This window comes from Candidatus Obscuribacterales bacterium, from assembly GCA_036703605.1.
Classification (GTDB): Bacteria; Cyanobacteriota; Cyanobacteriia; order RECH01; family RECH01; genus RECH01.
Genome location: DATNRH010000321.1, coordinates 1 through 2,917 on the forward strand (window position 1 = coordinate 1; position 2,917 = coordinate 2,917).

Genomic DNA, 2,917 nt, shown 5'->3' on the forward strand with positions numbered 1-2,917 from the left:
GGCTATCTGGAGGCGTTTCACCATCTCTGCGAGATTGATGAGTGGCAACGAGCGCTGAGCCTGATGCTGCACGAGCTAGAAACCCCTGCCCAAGCTCAGTTGCACTACCAGCTCAAGCTGTGGGGCTATCTGCCCGAACAAATGGAACTGTATGAGGCGCTAGTTGACCATGTAGAGCCCTTGTGGCAGGGGCGCTTGCTGCAATTTTTGGGGGCAGTACACCAAGCCCAGGGCAACTATGGACAGGCGCAGGACTACTGCGATCGCAGCCTGGCTATCTTTCAAACCGTCGGCGACTCCGTGGATCGAGGCATGGTGCTGAGCCACCTAGGTGAACTTCGCTATGCGCTGGGCGACTATGACGCCGCCATTGACTACCAGCAGCAGTGGCTGGCCATTGCTCGTGAAGCTGGGCTACGCGGTGGCGAAGGCATCGCCCTGGGTAGCTTAGGCAACATTTACGAATCCCAGGGTAACTACGCCACTGCCCTGGAGTACCACCGCCAGCACCTAGCCCTGGCCCGCGCCGAGGCCGACCTAGAGCTAGAGGGGGCCGCTCTGGGCAATGTGGGAAGCTGTTACCATGCCCTCGGCCAATACGACCAAGCCAAAACCTATCACCAGCAACACCTGACCCTGGCTCAGCAAATTGGCCATCGACAAGGGGAGAGTAACGCCCTGGCGGGGTTGGGCAGCGCCTGCTACAGCCTGGGGCAGTATGATCAAGCCCTGACCTATTTTGACCAGCAGCGGCAACTAGCGCGAGACATTGGCGATTGCATGGGCGAAGGCAACGCCCTCGGCGGTCTGGGCAATGTGTGCTTTGCCAAAGGCGATATTGAGCAGGCCTTAACTTACCACCGGCAGCACCTAGCAATCGCCCAACGATTGGGCCATGCCCAGAGCACCCTCCACGTCCTGGGCAACCTGGGTAATGGCCATAGCGCTATCGGCCAGTATCCCCAGGCAGCGGACTGCTACCGGCAACAGTTGGCGATCGCTGAGGCGATTGGCGATCGCCTGGGAGCTAGTTTGGCCTATGGTAATTTGGGCGTAGTGGCCCACGCTCTGGGCAACTACACCGAGGCATTTGAGGCGTTGCAGCAGCAGTTAGCGATCCTGCGAGAGCTGGGCCACTCGTCCCGCGAAGGGCAAGCCCTGAGCAACCTAGGCAACATCTACAGCGCTGTGGGCAACAATTCCCAGGCGATTCAGTGCTATGAGAAGGCGATCGCGATCGCGCAACAGGTGGGCGATCGCCAAGGAGAGGCCAATGCTCTGGGCTATCTGGGCAATCTCCATCTTGCCCTGGGGCAGTTCAACTTGGCGCTGGAGCACTACCAAAAGCACTTGGACTTAGCCAGAAATCTGGGCGATCGCCCCGGTGAGGCCCGTGCCCTGCAAGGATTGGGCAACACCTATCAGCAGCTGGGCGACTGTGATCTAGCCCTGGAGTATCACGAGCAAAATTTGGCGTTGGTTAGGGCGATGGGCGATATCGCTGGGGAAGGGGCGGCCTTTGGGAGCATCGGCAATGTGTACGATGAGATGCACGACTACGCTAAGGCGGCGACCTACCATCAGCAAGATCTAGACATCGCCCGTCAGATCGGCGAAAAGCGGGCCGAGGAGGCCGCCCTGGTGAACCTAGCCAATGCTGAAAGTGAGCTGGGCCAATATGAGCAAGCCGTGAAGCACTACGGGCTGGCGCTGGGGTTAGCACGGCAAATCGGCGATCGCTGGGGCGAAGGGCTGACCCTGGCAAACCTGGGTGAAACCCTGACTAAACTGGGGCGCTACGATGACGCCTTAGCCCACCTGGAAGCCGGAATCGACATTCTGCAAGAGCAAGGGGCGCGATCGCTAGAGGCCTCGGCTTACAAATATTTGGGGCTGCTACACCAGATGATAGGCAATGAAGAACAGGCGCTGGTGGCGTTTGAGAGGGCGATCGCCCTGGCCACTGAGCTAGGTTTACCTTGGGTAAAGGAGTGCCGGGAGTGGGAGAGTGATGAGGCGTAGAAGCGGAGCGGATCCCAGAGAATTTGGGCGGCGGACAAGATAAGATTGAGGCAAGCCCTAATGTCTTTCTGCTTCGCTCAGCTTTGGGTGGTCAGTATATGGGCTGCCGTAATGCCGGGGCCCAGTAGATTCTCAACGGGTTTGCCTTCGAAAAACTCGCTGAACAAGTACAACGGCGCGCTGACAAACCCCAACCCGTTGAGAATCATCGCTTTCAGCACTTGCCCTGGGCGGCGTTCCTTTGCAATTGCCATGCTGCCAGATTTTGACCCCTTTGCGCGGGGGAATGGCAGCGTTCGCTCCTTTGTTCTCAATCTCGTCATAGCAGTGGCGATGGTCATAAGCACCATCGGTGGACACCTGCTCAATGTCACCCTCAATCTGCTCCAGGATAGCTTGAAGCACTTCGCCATCCGCTAGGTCATTCGTGGTCACGACCATCGCTACAATCTCGCCTGTGGCTTCATCAACACCCAAGTGCAACTTGCGCCAGGTGCGCCGTTTGCTCACCCCATGCTGACGAGTTTTCCACTCCCCTTCCCCATAGACTTTCACCCCCGTCGAATCCACCACCACATGACGAGCACCTTGCTTAGGCATGATCGGTAAGGCAATAGACAGGTTTCCCATGCGACGAGACAGCGTGCTGTGGTCTGGCACCGGTAGATCGATGCCCATCAACTCAAATATCGATGCGAGAAATCCCTGGCACTGTCGTCCAGCTAACCCATAGATGATTTTGACGCTCGCCATGGTCAGAATCGCTAGGTCGCTATAGAGGATAGAGGCACCGGGTTTGCCACTCAAATCCTCCACGACCCACTGCTCCAAGACCGATGGGTCGATCCAGAAGGTGAGGCTTCCTCTCTGCTTCAATCCAGCGTTATACTCAGAC

At 57.8% G+C, this 2,917-nt stretch carries 1 protein-coding gene and 2 pseudogenes; 1 reads left to right on the plus strand and 2 read right to left on the minus strand.

What is annotated here, in order from left to right; genetic code table 11:
* A partial coding sequence (locus V6D20_06725; protein HEY9815481.1) for a tetratricopeptide repeat protein occupies nt 1–2,022 on the plus strand: 2,022 nt, incomplete at its 5' end.
* A 104-nt stretch (nt 2,023–2,126) separates the two neighbouring features.
* On the opposite strand, the pseudogene V6D20_06730 reads toward V6D20_06725, so the two are convergent.
* Nucleotides 2,127–2,249, minus strand: a pseudogene (locus tag V6D20_06730) (DUF4277 domain-containing protein).
* Between the two features lie 16 nt (nt 2,250–2,265).
* A pseudogene (locus V6D20_06735) lies at nt 2,266–2,917 on the minus strand (IS5 family transposase).